Origin of the sequence: Clostridioides sp. ES-W-0018-02 (assembly GCF_020658175.1) — a bacterium.
Classification (GTDB): Bacteria; Bacillota; Clostridia; order Peptostreptococcales; family Peptostreptococcaceae; genus Clostridioides.
In genome coordinates, this window is sequence record NZ_JACVVY010000001.1 from 703922 (window position 1) to 724931 (window position 21010).

A 21010-nucleotide genomic window follows, 5' to 3' on the forward strand; every position below is an offset into this window, starting at 1 on the left:
TAATCTAGTTCTTTAAACATGTTTACATTGAGGAGGGATTATCATAAAAGAGTTAATAATTGGAGATTTAGTTGCAAAAGTTCCTATAATTCAAGGTGGAATGGGCGTTGGTATATCTAGATCATCACTTGCTGGTGCTGTTGCTAAGCTTGGTGGTGTTGGTGTAGTTTCTGGAGTTCAAATTGGTTATGATGAGGAAGATTTTGAGACTAACACTATAAATGCAAATTTAAGAGCTATAAAAAAACATATTTCCAGAGCAAAAGAAATTTCAAATGGTGGCATTATTGGCATTAATTTCATGGTCGCTATGAAAGAATATGAAACATATGTAAAAGAAGCTGTTAAAGCTGGTGTAGACCTTATAATATCAGGGGCTGGACTTCCTAATAAACTACCATCTTTAGTAAAAGGAAGTAATGTAAAAATAGCACCTATAGTTTCTACTGCAAAAGCTGCTAGTGTAATCTTAAAAATGTGGGATAGAAAAGAGAAAACTACTGCTGACTTAATAGTTGTTGAAGGTCCAAAAGCTGGTGGTCATCTTGGATACTCTAATGAGGAGCTTGATAACATAGATTCTATAGACTATGATAAAGAATTTGTTGAGATATTAAAAGTTGCAAATAATTATGGAGAAAAATTTGGCAAGAACATTCCAGTTGTTGCTGCTGGTGGCATAACTTCTAGTAGTGATGTAAAAAAATATATTGATATGGGAGCAAGTGGTGTACAAGTTGGTACGAGATTTGTTGCTACTTATGAGTGTGATGCACATGAAAACTTTAAAATGGCGTATATAAATGCTACAGAAGAAGATGTACACATAGTTAAAAGCCCTGTAGGTCTTCCTGGACGTGCTATAAGAAATAAATTTATAGAAGATGTTAAAACTAATCGTCCAGAGATAAAAAAATGTTACAACTGTTTGATTCCTTGCAATCCAAAAGAAACACCATACTGTATTTCTCAAGCATTAATTAATGCTGTTAAAGGAGATGTGGAAAATTCACTTTTATTCTGTGGCAATAATGCGTATAAAATTGATAAGTTAAGTTCTGTTGAAGATGTTATCAATGAATTAATTTCTGAATTATAATTTGAAAATTTACAAATTAAATTTTTATTAAGCTAAGGATTTTTAAATATGTTACTAATCAATCTATATTAACATATTTATATCCTTAGCTTATTTATATTCTCATCTTTATTTTTATTAAGATACTATATAAATATAATTTACACCATTATTAATAGTATATTTCAAAATTTCCCTTGCTCTTACTTAATTTATTTTCCAATCAATTGTAGAAAATTTCATGTATAAAAACTCAATCACTTATATATCATAATTAAATTTTCTTTGCTTTCTATAATACTGCTTACTGATATAACCCTATCATTGCATATTATTTAATCTTCTTTTACAAGTACATTTGTTATCTCAGCTACATATAGAGTGTGATAATCTTTTTGTGGATACCATCTTCCATCTATCTCTTCATCAATAAAACATTGTGGGTCAATTTTTTGGCAGTGCATTTTTTTACATATAATAGCCAACTTTGCCTCTTTAAAATAAGGTGTATCATTCAAATATTCTATATTAAATCCTATTTTAGATATTTTATCCTCTCCCCTACCAGATACTTTACCACAATAAGAAAGTTCTTCACGAAAATCTTCATCAAAAAAAGTAAGAGAAAATGTATCTGTATTATCTATAAATTCTTTAGTATAACGTTGTGGTCTTATTACTACAAAAGCAACATTTTTTCCCCACATAACTCCAAGTCCACCCCAACTAGCAGTCATTGTATTTACTTTACCTTCTTTTTCAGCTGTTATCAATGTCCAGTCTTTACCTATCAACTTAAATGGATTACTTTTAATTTCTTCTGACATAATCTCTTTAAATTCACTCATACCTCTAATAACCTCTCATTCTATTATATTGATAATACTTTTATTTTCATCATAAATTATTACTAGAATTTATGATGAAAAATAAAGTATTTTTTATTAAACATATTATAAAGGAGTAAGGATATAGATACCTATTCATTTTCTAATATATTTAATATTTTCACTCAGAATATATATATACTTTATCTAAGTTAAATATGACTGTTATGTTTTATATGTAAATTATGACAAAAATATCATTTGACTAAATCAAAACTTGATTTATATACCTGGAAAAGGTATTATATTAAAGAGTGCTTAAAATACTTCTTTTGTATATAAGCATGTATAAAATAATAAATAAGGAGAGTGATGAGCAATGGATACTAGTCCGTTGCGGAGAGAATTTTTTACAATTTCATCACTTAATAATATCTAAATTTAAAACTAATACAGATATTCAGTTATATAAATTAGTTAATTAATAGATACTATTAAATGATGAGATTTATATAAAACTGAATAAAGGATGTGTTGCCATGATAAGATATTACAAAACTATAGATTCAAAATTAGAGAAACTTAGTTTTTTTGAAGATGGCTGTTGGATAAATCTTGTTGAACCTAATCATAGTGAAATCAACGAAATTTCTAATTTATTAAATATAGATGTAGAAAGTATAGAATCTGCACTAGATGAAGAAGAGCGCTCAAGAATAGATGTTGAAGACAATCATACTCTTATACTTATAGATATACCAGTAGACGAAAGTGACTCTAATTCTTCTCATTATACTACAATACCCTTAGGTATTATAATAACTCAAGAAGCTATTATAACAGTTTGTAATGCACAAACTAAGATTTTAAATGACTTTATAGTTGGTCATATTAAAGATTTTTTTACATTTAAAAAAACTCGCTTCTTGCTTCAAATTCTTCATAAAAATGCAGCTTATTACTTGCATTACTTAAGAAAAATAAATAAAATGACAATCATAATAGAGCGAGAAATTTACAAATCTATGAAAAACAAAGAACTAGTACAACTATTGGAATTAGAGAAGTCTTTGGTATACTTCTCTACCTCTTTAAAATCCAATGAATTGGTCTTAAACAAGATGGTTAGAACTGCTGGTATAAAGAAATATCCAGATGATGAAGACCTCTTAGAAGATGTTATAGTCGAAAATAGACAGGCTCTTGATATGGCTAAAATCTATGGAGATATATTGAGTAGAATTATGGATGCTTTCAGTGCAATTATAAGTAATAATCAAAATAATGTTATGCAATTTTTAACAGTAGTTACACTAATTTTCTCAATACCTACAATAATATCAGGATTCTTTGGTATGAATGTTATCAATATGCCATTTTCTGATAACCCAAATGGATTTTGGATAATTATGCTCATTACTTCTATAATATGCATAATAATTACATTTTTTATGTCAAGAAACAAGCTATTATAAAATATTAATAAGAAAAAGCCATTAGAGTTAATTAATTTACATTTACTCCAATGGCTTTTATTTATTTTAAAAATACTCTTTTTATCAGGTTTTTTAATTATCATATTCTTCATCTATACTCATTTCAGTTTCAAGACCCTCCAACATTGAGTCTAAACTTTCTTTTATGTTCAATATATAAATTGGAACATACTCTTCTTCATCAAGTATTTCTTCCTGTAATTTAAATGGTGGAATTAATATTTCATCAAAGTTTATATTTAGTTTAGGGAAATCTTCTACTATTTCTCCACAGTTATCATATTCTTCATCTGCTAGAGAAATATACATATCTAAACTTTTTTTGTAGTAAAGTCCTGCAAGCATATATTCACACTTCTTACTCCCAAATTTAATACCTTCTTTATAATATTTTTCAGCTTCTGCATCATCATTTAATTTTAAATAAATTTGCCCTAAATTATATATTGATTCAACACAGCCTTGTGCTCTAGCCTTCTCATACCAGTATTTGGAATTAACGTAATCTTTGTAAAACATATCATAAATAAGTCCTACCATGTGTTGAGCATATATATTATTTTCATTAGCAGGTGTGTCAAGCATCATTTTAGATTCTTCTAGTTTTCCTTCTCTAAAATAAATTCTACCTAAATGTATACGCGCATTCATATGATTTTTACTACTTGCCATCTCAAAATACTTTCTAGCATTTTTTGTATTTCCTAAATTCTCATATATACATCCCAATCTATAGCTAGATTTGGTATCTCCATTTTCAGATGCTTTTTTATACCAACTTATAGCTTCTTCTATGTTATTTAAATCTTCATATATATTCCCTAATTTTATTTGACAAGATACATTATTTGGAATTCTAGAATAATATGAAACTGCTTTTTCTATATCTTGATTTTGATAATATAAGTCTCCAAGATTCTCAAGAGAACTTTTACATCCAACAGCTATAGCATCTTCATAGTACTTTATAGCATTTTCATAATCTTTTTCTTCAAAATATATACCTGCTAGATTGTTTTTAGCTTCTGTTATATCATCTTCTGCTGCCATTTTATAATAAGTCTTTGCTTTTTCTATCTCATTCTCTCTATTATATAAATTTGCAAGTCTATATTTAGAAAGTGTGTGATTTTTTTCTATTGCTTTTTCATAATAATAAATTGCGTCTCCTAATTCTTCTTTTCTATCATATACATATGCAAGTCTATACTCAGATTTTACATCTTCTCTATCTGCACTCTTTTTATAATATCTCTCTGCTTCTTCCAAATTATCATTGATTTCCATAATCATACCCAAGTTAAAACAACCTTTCATATGACCAGACTTATACAATTGCTTATATAGACTTACTGTAGATTTATTGTCCTTCTTCTTTCCATTTAGTATTGCTAGATTATACTTCGCATCATCATCTAAAAGTACAGAACCTTTTTTATAATATTCATATGCCTCATCTTCTTTTTCTAAAAATGTATACAATACTCCTAGATTAAAACAAGCCTTACCGAGATTATTATCTGCTGCTTCTTTTAACCACTTTTCGCATCTTATAAAATCTTTCATTTTAAAATGGCATACACCTAAATTATTTTGTGCTTGTAAATATCCTATAGTAGCTATTTTCTCATACCAGTATATAGCATACTCATATCCATCTAATCTATAATACATATTACCTAAGTCAAATGCAGCATCTTCACTTCCATTCTTATATGCCATTGAATACCATTTTTCTGCTTCTTTAAATTGCTTTTTATTTTCATATATATTTCCCAAAGTATATTGAGATTTTACATAATTATCTAATGCTGCACTTTTATATAATTCTATTGCACTTTCTGTCTTTCCCATTTTTTCAAAAAGAGCTCCCTTAGTATGTATAACTTTGGGGTCACTAGATATATTTTTTATTTTTCTTATAGAAAATTTTGTGTTTTTCATTATTCGCTACCTACCCATTTTATAAAATATATTCTCTCAAACATTATTATACATTATAAACCATAATTAATGCTATAATATTGAATTTTTACCTTTTGTCACTATATTGTAATATTGAATTTTAAATTTTATAATCATTAGATTTTATTATTGAGTTGGTATATAATGTATATATAGGGGGGACATTTTATGAATTTCAGCAATATTTTTATTCAAGTTGCAGTTTTATTTATAATTATTTTAGTAGGATACTTTGTCAGAAAATTCAACTTATTAGATGAACACTGTACATCTAAACTTTCAAATTTGACAATGACTATTTTTTTACCATCTATGATAATTAGTTCTATGCAGATTAACTTTGATAATAAAATGATACAAAAAATACTACTATTATTATTTATATCCTTAGTTATGTATATAGTTTCTATTATAATTGCTTTTTTGTTAAAATACATTTTAAAATGTGAAGATACAAAAGACCTGGGGATATATCAGTATATAGTTGTTTTTTCAAATGTAGCTTTCATGGGTTATCCTGTAATTGAAGCAGTTCTAGGCCATGAAGCTATATTCTACACCGCTATTTTTAATCTACCATTTAACTTGTTTTCTTTTACTTTGGGAATTTACTTGTTATCTAAAGGTAGTAGCACTAAAGGATTTTCAATGAAATCACTTATAAGCCCTGCTACAATAGCAGTAGTTATTGGTTTATTTTTATTTATAACAGGTCTTAGATTACCTCAGTTTATAAATGATCCACTTAAGATGTTAGGAGATATGACTACACCAATATCTATGATTATTATTGGTAGTTTGCTTGCTAATTCTTCAGCAATAGATTGTTTTGTAAATAAAAGATTATATCTAGTTACTATTGTAAGATTATTAGTACTTCCTGTGATTATATACTTTATTCTAAAAGGGTGGGTTAATGATAAAATGATTTTAGCTATACCAGTAGTAATTTCTTCTATGCCTGCTGCTGCAAATACTGCTATATTTGCTAATCAATATGATTCTAATGTAACACTAGCCTCACAATGTGTATTTTTTACGACATTATTTTCAGTTATATCAATACCTTTTATAAGTATTTTTTTACTATCTTGATTTATTCTTTTATGTATTATATAATAATAGACTCAATAAATTACAAATATAAACAATTTATTATAGTGTATTGATGGAATTTTTTCCTAGATATTTGTCAATAATATCTATATGTATGATAGAATAGGAGGCTTAAATATGGATATAGATTTACTCTTTAAAATAGTATTTGCTATAGTCGCTATAGGCGTTTCTGTAAAAATTATAAAAACTGTTGCTAGTCTAGCTTTTAAGGTAGCTTTGATATTGCTAATAATTCTATTTGTATATAGAATGTTTTTATAAATTTTCGATAATAAAGTTTTTAAAATATAATAGAGAAGTAATATTAAATTATCTTTAATGAAAATTCTTTATTAATAGATAATCTATTCTACTTCTCTATTTTTATTGGAATGAGTTAAATTAAATCTTTATTATATCTTCCCATGATATAAACATCTTCAAATTTTCCATCTCCAATTACAGCATATTTTTTAGTTCCTTCTATTTCAAATCCCAGTTTTTTGTATAAGTTTAATCCCTTTTCATTGTCTACAATTACTTCTAACCCTACTCTCATCAACTTAATCCAATTGTCTGCTATGTCTAAAAGTTGTTCCATAAGCTTTTGACCTACTCCTATACCATGATACTTTTCATCAACGGTTATTCCTAGTTCTGCACTATGTCTTAATCTTGGAGATGGATTCACATGTAAACCAGCAAAACCTATTACATTTTTTTCTCCATCATTATCAATTTCAGCCACAAACATATAATCATTTTCACCTAGAGAATCTAGCATAGCTATAGTTCTATCCAGCCTATCACTCATTAATGCTAGTGTATTTCTCATAACATTATATGCTCTTCTCATTTCATTAATCGATTGCGCGTCTTCCCTTCTTACTGGTCTTATTACTATGTCTAATGCTTTACTCATACTGTATTCCCCCTTAAACATAACCCTCTTTTTAAATTAATACCTACAATCTTTATTTTATACTATTTAAATCTATGTATGCTTCTATTTGAGGTATATATATCATATTATCCTTTATATGTGTATTTCCAAACTCTTTTAGTTCAGTGCCATCTTTATCTTTAGTTATTTTGTATTTAATTGATTCTTCTCCTTCGTTTACTTCAGCATGAAAAAACATCCCTTCATATTGTTTAAATCTAAAATTAAAATTATCTTTAGTAAGCCTTATTATCATAATATTTTTTACTCCTTATACAATTGTTATTTTTAATTATTATTAGTTATACATAAATTGTTTATTCATATGAATATTATAACTTATCATTTATTTAGTATAAAGTCATAAATATAAATAACTATACCTATTTTACAATATAACTTTAATTGATATATAATATATTTATATAAATTAAAGTCTGCGAGGTGAAATATGAGTAAAAAAATAAAATATTTTTCTTTAATCCTTTTTCCTATTGCTTTGTTTTTAAATTTCATAGCAAGTAAAATTCCACATATTGTTGAAAAATATTATTCTCAAGCCATAGATAAAAAAGTTATACAGCTATTAAGTAAAGTTTCAGGAATATTTCCATTTTCTATCTACGAAATTACAATGTACATAATAGTTATATCTATTTTTTTATTTTTATGTTCTATTGTATTTACAATTTTCAAAAAGAATAGAAATTTAAAGACATTTTTAAAGAATTCTATTTTAAATATATTATCCATTTTATCAATAGTTTATTTTCTTTTTGTAGTACTTTGGGGTATAAACTACAATAGAGTTCCACTCGAGAATACCCTTATCAACCAATACAATTTAAAAAACAACAGTTCTGTCCAATCAAAGCAACATAGTACTAAAGAACTTTCTGAGTTATATAAATTTTTGGTAGCTAAAGCAAATGAAACTAGAAAACTTACACTACAAGATAAAAATGGTGTCGTAAAATCTAATACAGATTATAAAGGTGTCATAAATAGAGCTCAATTAGGATATGATAAAATTTCATATATTTTACCTAGTGTTAGTGGTAGTTACTCTAAGCCAAAGTATGTTATTTCATCACATCTTATGTGTTATACAGTAATAACTGGTATATACTTTCCCTTTACAGGTGAGGCAAATATTAATATTGCAATCCCTGACTTATATATTCCTTGTACAGTTGGTCATGAAATGGCACATCAGAGAGGATTTGCTAGTGAAGATGAAGCTAACTTTATAGGTTATCTCACTTCAATAAAACATCCTGATATTGATTTTAATTATTCTGGCTATATTTTGGCCTTAAATTATACTGCTTCTGCTTTAAGCAAAGTTGACTATAAGGCATATGCTGATATTTCTGCTGGTATTTCAGAGTCTGTTCGTAGGGATTTAAAAAATGAGAGTGAATTTTGGCAAAGATATGAAGGTAAAATCGATAAAATCTCCAATGAGTTTAATAATTCTTATTTAAAAGCTAATGGAATTGCTGAAGGAACCCAAAGTTATGGTAAAATGGTTGATTTATTGCTAACTTATTATGAATTATATCCATATAATTAAAAGTATTTATAGAGAATGGGAAAATAGATAAAAAATAAAAAATTGTTATTTTTATCTACTTTTCTATTATTTAATAGTTTATTTTTTATAAGTTCATTATTAAAAAACAAACTATTTCTAAGTATTTACTACATGTATACTTATGATACAAGGAAGAATTATAGTATATATTCTTAAATAGGTTCTAAAATGCATTACTATTTATATTAACATAATACATCAATAGTTTTAGTAACTAAATACTACAATAATAGTAATTATATTGCAGTACTACTATTGTAATTTTCATTTTAGCAAATATAATTTTATTATAATAAATACAGAATAAATTTTGGTACTCACTTATATGATTGAATTAGAATATAGATTTCTTATATCTTTTCAAATTTACTTAATTAAAAATAGCTAGATAATTAAATACCATGAATAAAATTTATTCCAAAGGTACTGAATATCTAGCTATTTTATATTTATTGATTGTATACTATAACTTATCAATTTCTTCCAGTAACTCGTCAACCAATTTATCACCATTAATCATTCTTACAATTTCGCCCTTTTTAAATAAAAGACCTTCACCCTTACCACCAGCAATGCCTATATCGGCTTCTCTAGCTTCTCCAGGTCCGTTTACAGCACACCCCATAATTGCAACAGTAATATCTTTTTCCATACTACCAATTTTATCCTCAACTTCATTTACAACACTAATTAAATCTATATTACATCTTCCACATGTAGGACATGATATAACTTTAATCTTGTCATTTAAAAGACCCAAACTTCTTAAAATCTGTTTACCAACAACAACCTCTTCAACAGGGTCACCTGTCAAAGATATTCTGACAGTATCTCCAATCCCTTTAAGAAGAAGTGCTCCCACACCTATAGAAGACTTTATTGTTCCTTTATGAACACTTCCAGATTCAGTAATTCCAATATGAAGAGGATAATCAACTTTCTTTGATATTAATTCATATGCATCAACAGTTTTATAAATATCAGATGATTTTAGAGAAATAACTATATTATAAAAACCTAAATCTTCAAGAATCTTAATATGTCCCATAGCACTTTCAACTAATGCTTCAGCAGTTGCAGAACCATATTTATTTAAAAGTTCTTTTTCTAAAGAACCTCCATTAACACCAATTCTAATTTTTAGATTTTTTTCCTTGCATTTCTCAACAACCATTCTAACTCTTTCTATGTTTCCAATATTACCAGGATTTATTCTAACACCATCTACACCCTGTTCTATAGCTTCAAGTGCTAACTTATAATCAAAATGTATATCAGCAATAACAGGTATATTTACATTAGACTTTATCTTTCCTATATTTTTAGCTGCTTCCATATCAGGAACAGCAACTCTAACTATATCACAACCAGCTTCTTCTAATCTTTTTATTTGAGATATTGTAGCCTCTGCATCTCTTGTATCAGTATTTGTCATAGATTGTATGCTTATAGGATTTTCTCCTCCTATTTTTACACTCCCAACGCTAACTTCTCTTGTCTGTCTTCTCTTGTAACTCATATTTCACCTCTATATATTATTTTATATTAAAATTATTCAATATCTTAAAAAATACTACAAACTACATATATATTATAAATTAAAAAGCTATATAGTTAAACAACTAAGAATAAATTTAACCTTTTAAAATTAATTTATTCTCACTTAAAACTACATAGCTTTTTTAAACTTTATATAAAGTTAAATTATTGAAATAACCTTAATATATCTTTATATGTTATAAAAAGCATAAATAACATTAAGGCTCCAAATCCAACTACATTTATCATACCTTCTTTATTTGGGTCAAGTTTTTTACCACCTCTAACAGCTTCTAATAATAACATAAGTATTCTCCAACCATCAAGGGCTGGTATTGGTAATAAGTTTACTATACCTAGATTTAAACTTATGACAGCTGCCAAATAGACTACATTTATAAGACCTGTTTGGGCTGCATCTGATACCATACCAATAACACCTACTGGTCCTGCAACAGCATTACCAATTCCTCCTGGTACACGTCCTGTAACCATTTGACCTAAAAATGTTAACATCTGTTTTGTCATATCCACAGTAGTTTTACATGCATTTACTATTGAACCAAAGAAATCTTTTTCTCTTTGTGGCTGAATTCCTATTTCATACTTTCCATTGTTATCTTTAGGAATTACATTTACAACTTTATCATTTCCATCCCTAGTTATACTAAGCTTCAATTCTCCACCAGAAGAAGTATTTATAATATTTGCAACTTCATCCCAAGTCTTAACAGAATTACCATTTATTTTATTTATCTTATCTCCTACTTGAAGTCCTACTGCTTGTGCAGGAGTATCTTGCATTATTTTTCCAAGTGTAGTAGTTGGAGAACCTATATACAAAAACACTGGTACTAAAAGTATTGCTGCCAGTATTATATTAAATATTGGTCCTGCTACAATAGTACTAAATCTTTGTAGTATAGATTTATTTCCAAAAGAATTTGGACTTATTTGTTCTTCGTCTTCACCCTCCATACTTACATATCCACCAATTGGAAGAGCTCTTATGGAATACTCTGTATCTTTTTTTACACTATATATCTTAGGTCCCATACCTATAGAAAACTCATTTACCTTAATCCCACTTCTTTTTGCAAATATAAAATGTCCTAATTCATGTATTAATACAATTATACTAAATAGTATTAATGCAGCTATTATAGTCATAAATTCACCTTCCTATTTTTTTATCAGATTTTCAACATAAGCTCTACTCCATCTATCTGTTTCTAAAATTTGTTCTAACGTTGGTTTGCTTATGCTTTTATGAACCTCTAAAGTTTTCTCTATGTAATATGGTATGTCATAGAAACCAATTTTATCCTCTAAAAATTCACTTACCAAAACTTCATTTGCAGAATTTAAAACAGAAGAATAAGTTCCACCCATCTTTAGACATTCATAAGCTAATTTTAAACATGGAAAAGTCTCTAAGTCTGGTTCTTCAAAGGTTAAAGTACTAAATTTTGAAAAATTCATTCTTTCAAAATTACTTTCCATTCTATCTGGATATGTAAGAGCATATTGTATAGGCAACCTCATATCTGGACATCCTAATTGTGCAATTATAGAACTATCTGTATACTGTACCATTGAGTGAATTATGCTTTGTGGATGAACTACTACATCTATATTTTCTTGTTTTACTCCAAATAGCCATCTAGCTTCTATTACTTCTAGTCCTTTATTCATAAGAGTTGAAGAGTCAATACTTATTTTTCTTCCCATACTCCAGTTTGGATGCTTTAAAGCTTCATTTTTAGTTATATTTAAAAGTTCTTCTTTTTTCTTTCCTCTAAATGGACCACCAGAAGCTGTAAGTATTATTTTTTCTATATTTTTATTATTCTCTCCATTTAAACACTGAAATATAGCACTATGTTCACTATCAACGGGAAGAATATTTACATTATATTTTTTTGCCTCTGCCATTACAAGCTCTCCAGCAGTTACTAATGTCTCTTTATTCGCTAATGCTATATCTATTCCCTTCTTTATAGCACAAAGTGTTGGGACCAATCCTATCATTCCCACAACAGCAGTTAAAAGTACATCAATTTCATCTAGTGATGAAATTATTTTTAAACCTTCCATTCCTGTTAAAACTTCTATCTCTATATTTTGTGGCAATATTTCTTTTAATTTTAATGCTTTGCTTTCCTCAAAAACGGTTACATATTTAGGTCTAAATTCTACAATTTGTTCAAGTAGTAATTCAATACTGCTATTAGCTGATATTGCAACTACCTCAAACTTGTCTCTATTTTCTCTAACTACATCTAAGGTTTGCTTACCTATAGAGCCTGTAGAACCTAAAATTGATATTTTTTTCATATAATAATCCTTTCTAATAATAAATATACCCTACCAAGACATTATAACACTACTAAAACAATTATTTTTACTATTCACAAAAACTTCATATAATTACTGGAAAAATATATTTAGTTTACATTATAGCATTACTCTTTAATTTTAATTTATTCACATATAGTTACTTTTATTTTTAATCCAATAAAACTCTATCTATTAAATTAAACCTTACCTATTCTTTATATGTTTTTTACAATATTATTAAAATATTTTAGCATCATTAAACATCCTTTTTTATTTCTACAACATCTTCTATTTTACAGTCTAGTGTTAAACATATCTTTTCCATTGTATCCATAGAAACAGACTTATCATTTCCTAATCTACCTAAAACAGAAATACTTATACCTGATATATTTACAAATTCCATCTTTCTTATTTTTCTATCAATTAGCAATTTCCACAATGGAGTGTATGAAATCATTTTATCACCTCTTCTAAAATCTATTTTATCATATTTTATCTATTTTGAAAAATTTTCATCTTTTTCGATAAATAATCACTTATTCAAAATCAGCTAAAAACATGTTCTTTCAATATTGATAAATAAATTCATTTTAATATAACAATAAATAGCAACTATCAAAAACATGTCTTAAAATAATCTGTATCTAATTAAAAAGCTTTACAGAAAATTATATTTATTAACTTTAAGTAATGATAGAAGTAATTTCTTCTGATTATAAATTTGTATAATCATTATCCCAAGTTAACATAACATTCCAAAAAATAAAAAACTTCAATGTTACTTTTTTATATAAATATGTTAAAATAAAACAAAGTAATGGATTAAAAAACTATACTATTAATAGAGGGTTATTAAATGAAACAGAGTGAAAAAAGAGAAAATGAATTTATAAAAAATAGATGGACTTTAGCTGTCATAGAAAAAGAAAAAAAGGTTACTTGTATTATTCGTTATTTACTAACAATACTTGCTATCATTGCTCTCCTTACTCCTATGAAAATTTAATTTCCCATCTATATATTTATATTACTATTCAGTTGGATGATGTATTTATGGCTATATCCTAAAATGCTACTAGAAATACCTAAAGCAAAAGAATCAAGAAAGTATTATATACCATTTCCTTTAACAGCATGTTCATTATCTATGTTAACTCTACTTTTATCAACAAACACCATAAATACACCAAATAACGAAAGATTTAGTTTTTCTGCTATTTACATGATAGTGTTGTTAATTTTTTATGCCTTAGTATTAATTATCAAAAAAAGATATGAAACAAAACTTAAAGTATTACTGGTTACCTTATCTACATTTATTCTTAGTTTTTCTACAACACCAGCATTAAATTATATAGCAACATTAGATAAACCTGAGTTTGAATTTGTAACAGTTGTTGATAAAGAAATAAATCCTTCTCGCTCTGGAAACGATTACTATCTTAAAATAAATGTAAATAATAAAATAAAAAAATGAAAGTTACTAATAACATGTATGATTCGACAAATAAAAATAACTCAGTTCAACTTTGTAAAAGAAAGAGTATCTTTGGTTATGAATACTGGACATTCCACAAATAACATAATTACATTATTAATAAAATCAAATTGAAATCAACTCAATTATTATATGAACATTTTATTCTTATGATTATTAATCTAAATAAAGCCAATAAGAAAAAGCATTAGTTACATTACTAATACTTTTTATCTATTGCTAATTTTAATTACAAATTTTTAATTCTTCTAGCATGTTATGTTCTTATTACACTTTTACAATATTTATATTATTTTTCAGTCACATATTTATTAAAAAATTCTTTTTCTTCTATTGGTCTAGAAAAATAAAATTCTTGTCCCACATCACATTTAATAGTCTTTAAAAAATCTAAGTCTTTCTTAGTTTCAATTCCTTAACATACAACATACATATCTATACGATGTGACATTTTAATAATGTACTAAATGATACTTGTAGACTTTTTCTCAATTAAAGGTTTCTTTAAGTAAGCTTTTCTAAAATTGAATTAACTGGCTCTGATATTTCATTAAAAGCACTTTCAGTTACCTCTATTATAATGTATCTATATAACTTACAAATAACTAATCACTTAGTAAAGGTGATTACAAAAGCTTTGTAGTAACATGTGTTTGATTGATTTTATTTTTAGATGGAAAACATACAATATGTATTTTTACCTTCTTCTTTTGCTCTATACAATGCACTATCTGCACGATGATACAACTCATAAAACTGTTTCCCATCTTCTGGGTATCTAGAAATACCTATACTTACACTTACTTCAAAACATAATTTATCATATGTAAACGTGGTATCTAATCTTTTTAATATATCATGACCTTTTTTTTGCAGGCTTTCTTTATCTCCATTATACTCCATAAATGCTATAAATTCATCACCTCCAACACGGCCAACAATATCTGTTTTCCTAAAATTACTTTTTAGACATTCCGCTAACTCAATTAAGATTTTATCTCCAAATACATGCCCCATAGTATCATTAACATCCTTAAAATTATCTACATCAATCATAAATAATGCATATTTCTTATTTTCATCAACTGATAGCAACATGTGTCTTATCTTTTCCTCAGTAGTACTTTTATTTAGTAATCCTGTCATTAAATCATTTTGAGATTGCTCAATTAACTTATTATACTCTCTCTTTTCTTCATCAATATTTCTTATTTTACCTAGTATCGATATAGTAGCATCTCCAATCTTATCAGGTTCATTAAATACTATAGAACACCATAAATGTACGTTATCTTTAGAACGTATACGTATCTCTATTGCTTCTGGCTTATTACCAATACGTGCATTTTCTAAAGCGTCAAGTAAAATCTGATGGTCTTCTTCATAAATATTTGATAATTGTTCAGAAATTGTTCCTCTTGGTTCTATCTCAAATATACTATAATAGTTATCAGAAAATGTTATTGTACCATCCTTAAAACTATATTCAAATAATATATCTCCCCATTGTTTTAAGGCTGTTTGATAGCGATTAACAAGTCTATTAGATTTTTTATCACTTTTTTCAGAAGTTACATCTGTTGCCTCTGTTACATCCACAATACTTGAATAAAAGTACTTCTTGCCATCTTTATCATTTTCACATAATCTAGAAATCGTTTCTAAAGAAATCAAACGATTATCTTTACATCTAACATGATAATGAAGTGTAACTATATCTCCAGAATTAACTTGGCTTATCATATCTCCAAGTACAACTCTTCTATCTTCTTCTATAATTAAATTGATATACTTTCCATCAAACTTACTTTTAATTTCTTTTTCTGTATAACCTATCAATGATATAAAGCTAGGAGAAATATAATCTAAAGTAAAATTTTCATCAAAATGGATACATTTTACACAAGCAGGAATATTATCTAAAACTCTTCTGTATTTCCAATAGGATTCTTCCATCTCTAAAGACCTTTTCTTAAGCCTATCATTTTCTATTATGACTACAATTAAACTTTTAGAACCCTGCTTACCTTTTACTACATTGCCTGTTCCAAGTATCCATATAGGAGTTCCATCAGATTTTACTACCCTAAATTCAATTGTAACTATATCGCTAATTCCAAGTTGCCTTCTAATTTCATAATTCACATATTCCATATCATCTGGATGCACAAATCCTAATGCTTGATTTTTAAATTTTTCTTCCATCTCTTTAATGTTATAACCTAACATCCTTCTATAGCCTTCATTACATGTAAGAAAAGTAAATTCAGGGTTCATTCCTACTTGAAATATGCCTGCATAAGCATTATCAACCAATTCTTTTATATTCATTGAATGTGTTGGAGTAAATGCAGAATATACCATACTTTTTTCTTTTTCTATAGAAAGTTCTTTTGATATAACATCTTCCTGATAATTAATGCTCTCAATATTCTTTTCAAAGTAATGCTCATAAAACTTCTCTGCGTTTATAGGCTCATTATAATAAAATCCTTGCAATATTTCTGGTCTCATCTGTTCAATTATTTTTAAAGTTTCTTTATTTTCAATTCCTTCCACATAAACGGACATATTCATACTATGACATAGATTAATAATTTGAGAGACGATTTTTTGGTCTATTACATCATATGTAATACGGTTTAAAAGAGTATGATTAATTTTTAAAGAATCAGCACTTAGTTCACGAAAAATTTCTAAAGATGAATGTTTTGCTCCAAAGCTGTCGAATGTAATCTTAATACCTTGACTTCGAAGAAAATCAAAAGAACTCCTTATTTCTTCTATTTGTTTTATGTTATTATTTTCTGTTAATTCCAATGTAATCAGATATGGAGATATACCCTCTTGCTTTATAGTGTCTAAAATAAAAAACTTGAAGCTAGGGTCTTCAAGCTGCTGATATGACACATTTATATTCATATTGAAATTTGGCATATATTTTGTCCATACTTTTAATTGCTTTAAAGCTGTTTTAATTACCCATTGACTAACTGTATCCATAAGCCCAGAAGATTCTAAAAAAGGTATAAATTCAGTTGGACCAAGTTTCATTTCAAAATTAGGATTTCTCCAACGAAGCAATACTTCGCATCCATATAGTTTCTTACTATTGTTAAAAATAAGTGGTTGATAATTTAAATAAAATCCTTTAAAATTATTTAATACACTTTCTCTTAGATACTCTATCAACTGTATAGAATACTGCGAAAAAGTCAACTCATCTTTTGAATAGACAATTAGTGTTTTTTTCCCTTGCTTTTTTGCTTTTTCAAATGTAACACGTGCATTTTGGTATAGTGTATCACAATCTATACCATCTTTTGGATAAAAGCAAATACTTCCTGATATAGTAAATGAAATAGCATGTCCATTAATCTGTTTTATACATTGTGCGATATCTTGAAACCTATTAAAGAGTTTTGTTAATTCATAACCATCTCCATTTGGATACAAAATTCCAAAACCATTTCCATCTAATCTATATAAACTTATATCTTCAGGTAAAAAAGGTAAAATAGATTTAGAAAACTTTTTTAAAACCCTATCTCCAAATGAATAAGAATATAAGTTATTAATTTGTTCGAAATCATCAATTCCAATAAACATAATACCATATGGCTTTTTCTGTGTTTCTAGACTTGAAAGCATCATTCTCAAATTGTAATTTCCATTTAAATTCGTTAATTTGTCTATAATATTATTAGTTAACATGCCTATTAATCCATCCCCCCTAAATTGCTTTAACTTCTTGAAATAAACTTTTTTCTATTATTTTTTTAATTCCAATCATATTTTCTAGTTATGAAAATTTATATATATATAATAAATTCTTACCTAATTCAAAAGCTATTTTTATACTGGTATACTTTAAATTTACATCATCAACTTGATGATGTTGAAGATGGAGTACCTAATATATTTCAATAAACAATTAAAATATATTATTTATTGAGAATTTAACTATTTGAATTTATTTTATCATATTTTGGAAATATTTTCCTTTTTTTTGATATATTACTTAAATTATACCCATACTTATCAAATAAAATCAATAATATACTTATGACTTATTAATTATACATAAAAATAAAATTTATAATTGAGAATAAATTAGTTATATTCAGATATATAGCTTATAAAAAGATACTATATTTAAAAATGTCGAAATTATTAAATAAAAAAATGAAAATAGCCATGTAACTAAATACTCACAGAATTCTTCTGCTTTTTAAAAGTTACATAGCTATTTTCATTACTAGCAATTATAGACTGCCTTTTTAAAACCAACCAATCTTTATCTAATAAAAAATTTAATAGTATTATATACAAAAGGCGCTACTAATATAACACTATCGAATCTATCTAATATACCCCCATGACCAGGTATTATCTTTCCATAATCCTTTATCCCTACATATCTCTTTATTGAGGATGCAAATAAATCTCCTAATTGAGCTATTATACTTCCTATGCTCCCTATTATAGCCAATTGAAGCAAATCAATACCAAATAAATACCCAAATAAAATACAACAAAGTGTACTTCCTATTATTCCTCCAATAGCTCCTTCTACAGTCTTTTTAGGACTCACTTTAGGGATTAACTTATGTTTGCCAAGTAAATAGCCACTAAAATATGCAAATATATCTGTCATAAAAGATATTACAAATATAAGCCATACATAGATATTCCCTCTTTCAAAGCTATTTATAGTTATAACTATAAAATCTAAAAATACTCCTATATAAAAAACTCCTAAAAATGTAATCGAAACATCTATAACATTGCTTTTGCCCATCAACATATAAATTATACTTGCTAAAAATAAAATGAAAAGCACTGCATAAGTATATTCCAATGGTAAGTTAAAAATATTTTTTACAGCTAAATAAATAGAAAATATATACCCTATAATAAATATTGGATGTATATCTTTTATTTTAAATGCTTTATAAAATTCATGTAATGCAATATAAACTATTGCCATCTCAGCTATATAAAGAGGAATCCCTCCATATACAACAAATAGAAATAATGGAACCAGAGCTAGTGAAGCAATAATTCTTGTAAGCATAAAATAATCTCCTTACTTAAGTCCTCCAAATCTTCTATCTCTTTTTTGATATAAATATATAGCCTTTTGTAATTCTTCTTTGTTGAAATCAGGCCAATGTATATCAGTAAAGTAAAACTCAGAATAAGCAACTTCCCAAAGTAAAAAGTTACTCAATCTTTGTTCCCCACTTGTTCTTATGACCAAGTCTGGATCTGGTATAGACTTTGTGCTTAAATAGTTTTTTATAATATCTTCATCAATATTGTTTATATCTATTTTACCACTTTCACAATTTTTTACTATATCTATAAGAGCATTTTTTATATCTGCCCTACTTCCATAGTTCAATGCTAAATTTAAGTTAACTCCTGTATTGTCTTTTGTCATTTCCTTAGCTGAATTTAATTCTCTTATACAAGTTTTTGGTAAAGCACTTATCTCTCCTATAGCTGTTACTTTTACATTATTTTGATGCAGTTCAGCTATTTCATTTCTTAAGTATGTAGATAATAAGTTCATAAGTGTATCAACTTCAAGTTTTGGTCTTTTCCAATTTTCTGTTGAAAATGCATATAGTGTCAAGTGCTTAACACCTAAATTTGAACATTCTTTAACTATATCTCTTATAGTTTCTACTCCAGCCTTATGTCCTGCAGTTCTTGGAAGAAATCTGGATTTTGCCCATCTTCCATTCCCATCCATTATAATAGCAATATGAGTAGGTATGTTATTTAAGTCTATGTCATACATGATGTTGTTATTCATATTTTGCCTCCAATATTGTTCTGACTCCTTAAATTAAGGAGTCAGAAAAGTATGTGATTATTAGTTCTACACTATCACCTATCTCAGATATTTTTATAACTCTAGGAACTACAAGTTTATCTTTATCCTTTTTACCTTCAATAGATTTTATGGTATAAGCTACATTTTGTTCATCAAAATACTGTTTTACCTCATCTATATGAAGACCTAAAAGGTTATAATATTTTTTCAATATTATACCTCCATTATATCCTTTTCTTTTTTAGCCAATAATGTATCTATTTCTTTTATAAATTTATCAGTCATTTTTTGAACTTCATCTTGTGCTTTCTTTAATTCATCTTCTGTTATTTCTCCGCCTTTTTCCATTTTCTTAATTTTTTCATTGGCGTCTCTTCTTTCATTTCTTATTCTAACTTTAAATTCTTCTGAAGCTTTACTGGCCTTTTTAGCTAATTCTTTTCTTCTTTCCTCTGTTAAAGCTGGTACAGAAAGTCTTATAACTTCACCATCATTAGATGGATTCAATCCTAAATCTGAGTTAGCTATAGCTTTTTCTATTTCATGCATAGCAGATTTATCCCAAGGAGATATCATTAGTATTCTTGGCTCTGGTACAGATATAGCACCAATTTGATTTATTGGAGTTGGAGTTCCATAATAATCAACTCTTATTTTGTCTAACATTTGTGCATTGGCTCTTCCTGCTCTTATAGTTCCAAATTCGAACTTTAAAGCATCAATTGTCCCATTCATTTTCTCTTCTAACTGCTTATGTATTTCTAGTTTCATAATTTTACTC

General features: G+C 27.0%; 20 protein-coding genes. 7 read left to right on the forward strand and 13 right to left on the reverse strand.

Annotated elements, in window-relative coordinates:
• Nucleotides 1-40: 40 nt before the first annotated feature.
• Nucleotides 41-1099: an NAD(P)H-dependent flavin oxidoreductase gene (locus IC219_RS03270; RefSeq protein ID WP_255606541.1), complete on the forward strand. Its 1059-nt coding sequence runs from the start codon at nt 41-43 to the stop codon at nt 1097-1099.
• Nucleotides 1100-1413: 314 nt separating this feature from the next.
• Here IC219_RS03270 and IC219_RS03275 read toward each other — a convergent pair whose 3' ends face one another.
• Complete coding sequence (locus IC219_RS03275) at nt 1414-1926, reverse strand: flavin reductase family protein (protein WP_227434773.1); 513 nt, start codon at nt 1924-1926, stop codon at nt 1414-1416.
• A gap of 518 nt (nt 1927-2444) precedes the next feature.
• Between IC219_RS03275 and IC219_RS03280 the strand changes: the two genes are divergently transcribed.
• A complete protein-coding gene (locus IC219_RS03280) occupies nt 2445-3380 on the forward strand; it encodes a magnesium transporter CorA family protein (protein ID WP_227434774.1) in 936 nt (311 codons plus the stop codon).
• A gap of 93 nt (nt 3381-3473) precedes the next feature.
• On the opposite strand, the gene IC219_RS03285 is transcribed toward IC219_RS03280, so the two are convergent.
• Complete coding sequence (locus IC219_RS03285) at nt 3474-5345, reverse strand: tetratricopeptide repeat protein (RefSeq protein WP_227434775.1); 1872 nt, start codon at nt 5343-5345, stop codon at nt 3474-3476.
• Nucleotides 5346-5534: 189 nt separating this feature from the next.
• Between IC219_RS03285 and IC219_RS03290 the strand changes: the two genes are divergently transcribed.
• Together IC219_RS03290 and IC219_RS03295 are read left to right on the forward strand one after the other, a co-directional pair.
• A complete protein-coding gene (locus IC219_RS03290; protein WP_227482557.1) occupies nt 5535-6461 on the forward strand; it encodes an AEC family transporter in 927 nt (308 codons plus the stop codon).
• 138 nt (nt 6462-6599) lie between these two features.
• Entirely contained in the window at nt 6600-6746 is a 147-nt protein-coding gene (locus tag IC219_RS03295) for a hypothetical protein (protein ID WP_227434777.1), read from the forward strand.
• Nucleotides 6747-6861: 115 nt separating this feature from the next.
• On the opposite strand, the gene IC219_RS03300 is transcribed toward IC219_RS03295, so the two are convergent.
• Both IC219_RS03300 and IC219_RS03305 read right to left on the reverse strand, forming a co-directional pair.
• Nucleotides 6862-7386 (reverse strand): GNAT family N-acetyltransferase, encoded by a 525-nt coding sequence (locus IC219_RS03300; protein ID WP_227482556.1) that lies wholly within the window; start codon nt 7384-7386, stop codon nt 6862-6864.
• A gap of 52 nt (nt 7387-7438) precedes the next feature.
• A complete protein-coding gene (locus tag IC219_RS03305) occupies nt 7439-7663 on the reverse strand; it encodes a hypothetical protein (protein WP_227482555.1) in 225 nt (74 codons plus the stop codon).
• Between the two features lie 195 nt (nt 7664-7858).
• On the opposite strand from IC219_RS03305, the gene IC219_RS03310 reads away from it, so the two are divergent.
• Nucleotides 7859-8983: a DUF3810 domain-containing protein gene (locus IC219_RS03310; RefSeq protein ID WP_227830602.1), complete on the forward strand. Its 1125-nt coding sequence runs from the start codon at nt 7859-7861 to the stop codon at nt 8981-8983.
• 484 nt (nt 8984-9467) lie between these two features.
• Here IC219_RS03310 and ispG read toward each other — a convergent pair whose 3' ends face one another.
• The 4 genes from ispG to IC219_RS03330 form a co-directional block, all read right to left on the reverse strand.
• Nucleotides 9468-10523, reverse strand: a complete 1056-nt coding sequence (gene ispG / locus IC219_RS03315; protein ID WP_227830603.1) for a flavodoxin-dependent (E)-4-hydroxy-3-methylbut-2-enyl-diphosphate synthase — start codon at nt 10521-10523, stop codon at nt 9468-9470.
• A gap of 185 nt (nt 10524-10708) precedes the next feature.
• Complete coding sequence (gene rseP, locus IC219_RS03320) at nt 10709-11713, reverse strand: RIP metalloprotease RseP (protein ID WP_227482552.1); 1005 nt, start codon at nt 11711-11713, stop codon at nt 10709-10711.
• 12 nt (nt 11714-11725) lie between these two features.
• On the reverse strand, nt 11726-12880 hold the full coding sequence (locus IC219_RS03325; protein WP_227830604.1) for a 1-deoxy-D-xylulose-5-phosphate reductoisomerase: 1155 nt from the start codon (nt 12878-12880) through the stop codon (nt 11726-11728).
• Between the two features lie 259 nt (nt 12881-13139).
• Nucleotides 13140-13343, reverse strand: coding sequence for a helix-turn-helix domain-containing protein (locus IC219_RS03330; RefSeq protein WP_227830605.1), 204 nt, complete (start codon nt 13341-13343; stop codon nt 13140-13142).
• A gap of 399 nt (nt 13344-13742) precedes the next feature.
• Here IC219_RS03330 and IC219_RS03335 point away from each other — a divergent pair, with 399 nt between their 5' ends.
• Together IC219_RS03335 and IC219_RS03340 are read left to right on the forward strand one after the other, a co-directional pair.
• Nucleotides 13743-13892 (forward strand): hypothetical protein, encoded by a 150-nt coding sequence (locus tag IC219_RS03335; RefSeq protein WP_227434785.1) that lies wholly within the window; start codon nt 13743-13745, stop codon nt 13890-13892.
• A 39-nt stretch (nt 13893-13931) separates the two neighbouring features.
• The gene (locus IC219_RS03340) at nt 13932-14363 is read left to right on the forward strand and encodes a hypothetical protein (RefSeq protein ID WP_227830606.1); all 432 of its coding nucleotides are present in this window, start codon (nt 13932-13934) and stop codon (nt 14361-14363) included.
• Nucleotides 14364-15053: 690 nt separating this feature from the next.
• Here the strand turns inward: IC219_RS03340 and IC219_RS03345 are convergent.
• The 5 genes from IC219_RS03345 to frr form a co-directional block, all read right to left on the reverse strand.
• A complete protein-coding gene (locus IC219_RS03345; protein WP_227830607.1) occupies nt 15054-18098 on the reverse strand; it encodes a diguanylate cyclase domain-containing protein in 3045 nt (1014 codons plus the stop codon).
• 583 nt (nt 18099-18681) lie between these two features.
• Nucleotides 18682-19461: a phosphatidate cytidylyltransferase gene (locus IC219_RS03350; RefSeq protein ID WP_227434788.1), complete on the reverse strand. Its 780-nt coding sequence runs from the start codon at nt 19459-19461 to the stop codon at nt 18682-18684.
• Between the two features lie 12 nt (nt 19462-19473).
• Nucleotides 19474-20208, reverse strand: a complete 735-nt coding sequence (locus IC219_RS03355) for an isoprenyl transferase (protein ID WP_227434789.1) — start codon at nt 20206-20208, stop codon at nt 19474-19476.
• Nucleotides 20209-20236: 28 nt separating this feature from the next.
• The gene (locus tag IC219_RS03360; protein WP_227434790.1) at nt 20237-20440 is read right to left on the reverse strand and encodes a hypothetical protein; all 204 of its coding nucleotides are present in this window, start codon (nt 20438-20440) and stop codon (nt 20237-20239) included.
• 2 nt (nt 20441-20442) lie between these two features.
• Nucleotides 20443-21000, reverse strand: a complete 558-nt coding sequence (frr, locus tag IC219_RS03365; RefSeq protein ID WP_227434791.1) for a ribosome recycling factor — start codon at nt 20998-21000, stop codon at nt 20443-20445.
• Between the last annotated feature and the right edge of the window lie 10 nt (nt 21001-21010).